Origin of the sequence: Mesorhizobium sp. M4A.F.Ca.ET.090.04.2.1 (genome assembly GCF_003999085.1) — a bacterium.
Taxonomy (GTDB): Bacteria; Pseudomonadota; Alphaproteobacteria; order Rhizobiales; family Rhizobiaceae; genus Mesorhizobium.
The window spans coordinates 1-3,689 of record NZ_RZOT01000577.1; the positions used below are offsets into that span (position 1 = coordinate 1).

At 63.9% G+C, this 3,689-nt stretch carries 4 protein-coding genes and 1 pseudogene; all 5 read left to right on the plus strand.

What is annotated here, in order from left to right:
* Positions 1–274, plus strand: a 274-nt coding sequence (locus tag EN781_RS28420; protein ID WP_281034399.1) for a glycerol-3-phosphate dehydrogenase C-terminal domain-containing protein, incomplete at its 5' end; no start/stop codon positions are given.
* Between the two features lie 38 nt (positions 275–312).
* Positions 313–1,395, plus strand: a complete 1,083-nt coding sequence (locus tag EN781_RS28425; protein ID WP_126054725.1) for an ABC transporter ATP-binding protein — start codon at positions 313–315, stop codon at positions 1,393–1,395.
* A gap of 10 nt (positions 1,396–1,405) precedes the next feature.
* On the plus strand, positions 1,406–2,488 hold the full coding sequence (locus EN781_RS28430) for an ABC transporter ATP-binding protein (protein ID WP_126054724.1): 1,083 nt from the start codon (positions 1,406–1,408) through the stop codon (positions 2,486–2,488).
* Positions 2,489–3,355, plus strand: a complete 867-nt coding sequence (locus EN781_RS28435; RefSeq protein ID WP_126054723.1) for a sugar ABC transporter permease — start codon at positions 2,489–2,491, stop codon at positions 3,353–3,355.
* Positions 3,356–3,452: 97 nt separating this feature from the next.
* Positions 3,453–3,689, plus strand: a pseudogene (locus EN781_RS28440) (carbohydrate ABC transporter permease); the annotation flags it as partial.

Here is a 3,689-nt window from a genome sequence, read left to right on the forward strand (position 1 = left end):
GCGCCTGGCGCGTCGGTTGACCCGGCTCTACGGCACGCTGGCGCAGGCCGTGCTGGGGCTCGCCAAGTCGAATGCCGATCTCGGCCGCAACTTCGGCGCTGATCTCTACGAAGCCGAGGTTCGCTACCTCGTCGAAAACGAATGGGCGCTGACCGCTGAGGATGTATTGTGGCGCCGGACCAAGCGTGGCCTGCATCTCAGTCGCGAGCAGGCCGCGACGCTCGACGAATTCATGCGTGGAATAAGTCGCCGCCATGTCGCGGCGGCCGAATAGGATGGCCGTGTGATGCACAGAGCCGGGGAGGAGGCATCATGCTGGAATTGAGAAACGTGTCGAAGACGGTCGGCGCGGCGGAGCATATCCGCGACGTGTCGCTGACGCTCCAGCACGGCTCGCTGAACGTGCTGCTCGGACCGACGCTGTCCGGCAAGACCAGCCTGATGCGGCTGATGGCCGGCCTCGACGCGCCGACCTCCGGCTCGGTCTGGTTCGACGGCAAGGACGTCACCGGCCAGCCGGTGCAGAAGCGCAACGTCGCCATGGTCTATCAGCAGTTCATCAACTACCCGGCGATGACCGTTTACGAGAACATCGCCTCGCCGCTGAGGGTCGCCGGCGCCGAGCAGGCCAAGATCGACAAGGAAGTGCGCAACGCCGCGGCACTGCTGAAGCTCACGCCCTATCTCGACCGCACCCCGCTCAGCCTGTCCGGCGGCCAGCAGCAGCGCACCGCGCTCGCCCGCGCCATCGTCAAGAACGCCAGCCTCGTGCTGCTCGACGAGCCGCTCGCCAATCTCGACTACAAGCTGCGCGAGGAGCTGCGCGCCGAGCTGCCGAAGATCTTCGCCGCCGCCGGCACCATCTTCGTCTACGCCACCACCGAGCCGCACGAGGCGCTGCTACTCGGCGGCAATACGGCGACACTTTCGGAAGGCCGCGTCACCCAGTTCGGCCCGACCATCGAGGTGTTCCGCAAGCCGGTCGACCTGGTGACGGCAAGAACCTTTGCCGATCCGCCGCTCAACACCATCGTGCTCGCCAAGAAGGGTCCGGTTTTCCTGCTCGAGGGCGGCGTGACGCTGCCGGTGCCGGCCGAGCTCACCGGCATTGCCGACGCCATCTACACGATCGGCTTCCAGCCGCATCATCTGTCGCTCGAGCGGCCCAATGCCGCCGCCGTGCCGGTGCGGGCCAAGGTCACCATCACCGAGATCACCGGCTCGGAGAGCTTTATCCATCTCGATTTCGCCGACGCCCGTTGGGTGATGCTGACCCACGGCATCCGCGACTTCGAGCCCGACGCCATGGTCGAGGTGTTCATCGATCCGCGCCACATCATGGTCTTCGACGGAAACGGCCGCGCCGTGGCCGCCGCGCCGAAGCTCGCGGCTTGAGGAGGAAGCGATGGCACGCATCGACGTCAACCACATCCGCCACTCCTACCTGCCCAATCCGCAGAAGGATTCAGATTTCGCCCTGAAGGAGGTGCACCACACCTTCGAGGATGGCGGCGCCTACGCGCTGCTCGGGCCTTCCGGCTGCGGCAAGACCACGCTTCTCAACATCATTTCGGGGCTGCTCCACCCCTCGCACGGCCAGTTGCTGTTCAACGGCAAGGACGTCACCAGGCTGTCGACTCAGGAGCGCAACATCGCCCAGGTGTTCCAGTTCCCGGTCATCTACGACACCATGACCGTCTACGACAATCTGGCCTTCCCGCTGCGCAACCGCGGCGTGCCGGAGGCCGATGTCGACCGCAAGGTGCGCGAGACGCTGGAGATGATCGATCTGGCGTCATGGGCGAACCGGAAAGCGCGCGGCCTGACCGCCGACCAGAAGCAGAAGATCTCGCTTGGCCGCGGCTTGGTGCGTTCGGACGTCAACGCCATCCTGTTCGACGAGCCGCTGACCGTCATCGACCCGCACATGAAGTGGGTGCTGCGCTCGCAGCTGAAGCAACTGCACCGCCGTTTCGGCTACACCATGGTCTATGTCACGCACGACCAGACCGAGGCGCTGACCTTCGCTGACCGGGTGGTGGTCATGTATGACGGCGAGATCGTCCAGATCGGCACGCCGGCCGAACTTTTCGAGCGGCCGCGCCACACCTTTGTCGGCTATTTCATCGGCTCGCCCGGCATGAACGTCATGCCGGTGGCGATCGACGGCAGGACCGCGACGATCGGCAGCCAGCGCATCGAATTGCCGGGCGTGCCCAAGACTGCCAGCGGGAACACCGGCGCCGGCTCGATCGAGCTCGGCATCCGCCCCGAATATGTCAGGCTCGGCCGCGACGGCATGGCCGTCAAAGTCAGCAAGGTCGAGGATGTCGGCCGCCACAAGGTGGTGCGCGCCAGCCTCGAGGGCCGCGAGATCGCCGCCGTCATCGGCGAGGACGACACCGTGCCGGCCGATCCGAAGGTGAGTTTCGATCCGGCCGGCATCAACATCTATGCCGATTCCTGGCGCGTCGAGATGGGGGCATAGATGGAAAAGACCTGGAACAACAAGGCCTGGTTCCTTGTGCTGCCGGTGCTGGTGCTGGTGGCGTTCTCGGCCGTCATCCCGCTGATGACCGTCGTCAACTATTCGGTGCAGGACACGTTCGGCAACAACGTCTTCTTCTGGGCCGGCACGGAGTGGTTCGAGGAGCTCTTGTCCTCCGACCGCTTCTGGGAAGCGATGGTCCGCAACCTGATCTTCTCCTTCATCATCCTCATCATCGAGGTGCCGCTCGGCATCTTCATCGCGCTCAACATGCCGAAGAAGGGCTGGGGCGTGCCGGTCTGCCTGGTGTTGATGGCGCTGCCGCTGCTGATCCCATGGAATGTCGTCGGCACGATCTGGCAGGTCTTCGGCCGCAACGACATCGGCCTGCTCGGCTACTACGTCAATGCGCTCGGCATCGACTACAACTATGTCCAGGATCCGATCGACGCGTGGGTCACCGTCATCATAATGGACGTCTGGCACTGGACCAGCCTCGTCGTGCTGCTTTGCTATGCCGGCCTGGTCTCGATCCCGGATGCCTTCTACCAGGCGGCCAAGATCGACGGCGCCTCGCGCTGGGCGGTGTTCCGCTACATCCAGCTGCCGAAGATGCAGCGCGTGCTTTTGATCGCAGTGCTGCTGCGCTTCATGGATAGTTTCATGATCTACACCGAGCCTTTCGTCGTCACCGGCGGCGGTCCCGGCAATTCGACGACGTTCCTGTCGATCGACCTGGTCAAGACGGCGCTTGGCCAGTTCGACCTCGGTCCGGCGGCGGCGATGTCGCTGGTCTACTTCCTGATCATCCTGCTGTTGTCATGGGTCTTCTACACCGTGATGACCAACTACGACGCGGAGCGCTGAGATGACCGGCGTTAACGAAAGAGCGAACAGAGTGAGCGAGACGGCGGTTTCGGAAGGGCTGAGCAGCGCCCTGTCGCAGGACGAGGTGGCGCGCCTGATGCGGCGCCGCGGCGAGGAATCGCGCTGGTGGTGGATCGTGCCGACGCTCTACATCATCGTCATCCTGCTGCCGATCTACTGGCTCATCAACATGAGCTTCAAGACCAATGCTGAGATCGTCTCGTCGCTGACGCTCTATCCGCATGCGCCGACGCTCGCCAACTATCGCACCATCTTCAGCGACCCGTCCTGGTATTCGGGCTATATCAACTCGATCACCTATGTGGTGATGAAC

Coding starts and splice junctions, on each gene's coding strand:
- EN781_RS28425 (WP_126054725.1), top strand. CDS start 313: ATGCTGGAATTGAGAAACGTGTCGAAGACGGTCGGCGCGGCGGAGCAT.
- EN781_RS28430 (WP_126054724.1), top strand. CDS start 1,406: ATGGCACGCATCGACGTCAACCACATCCGCCACTCCTACCTGCCCAAT.
- EN781_RS28435 (WP_126054723.1), top strand. CDS start 2,489: ATGGAAAAGACCTGGAACAACAAGGCCTGGTTCCTTGTGCTGCCGGTG.